Source organism: Pseudomonas sp. JV245A (genome assembly GCF_032424515.1).
GTDB lineage: Bacteria > Pseudomonadota > Gammaproteobacteria > Pseudomonadales > Pseudomonadaceae > Aquipseudomonas > Aquipseudomonas protegens.
The window spans coordinates 1-391 of record NZ_VYKE01000574.1; the positions used below are offsets into that span (position 1 = coordinate 1).

Annotated in this window: 1 protein-coding gene; it reads left to right on the forward strand. The window is 69.6% G+C overall.

Annotated features, from left to right (window positions below):
• A partial coding sequence (locus F6S12_RS33100; protein ID WP_315870033.1) for a coenzyme F420 hydrogenase/dehydrogenase beta subunit N-terminal domain-containing protein occupies window positions 1-391 on the forward strand: 391 nt, incomplete at both ends.

Consider the following 391-nt stretch of genomic DNA (forward strand, 5'->3'; position numbering starts at 1 on the left):
CGGACACCGATCGCTCCGAACTGGAACTGTTCGGCCGTACCCGCCGCGCCGAAGAGCGCTGGCTGGGGATCAGCCGCCAGGCCATCGGTGCGCGTTCCACCGACCCGCAGATAGTCCGGCGCTCGGCCAGTGGCGGCACCGCCACCACCTTGCTGCTGACCGCCCGGGAGCACTTTGACGTGGACCTGACCCTGACCATGGGCCGTCACCCCGGGCAGGGCTGGCGCAGCGCGCCGCAACTGGGCAGCGCTGCAGCGGCGATCATCAACAATGCCCAGTCCACCTACCAGCTGGCGCCTTACCTCAATGCCCTGCGCGAATGCTACGAACAGCAGCCGGACGCGCGCATCGCCGTGGTGGGGCTGGCCTGCCACGTCCAGGCGATCCGCAA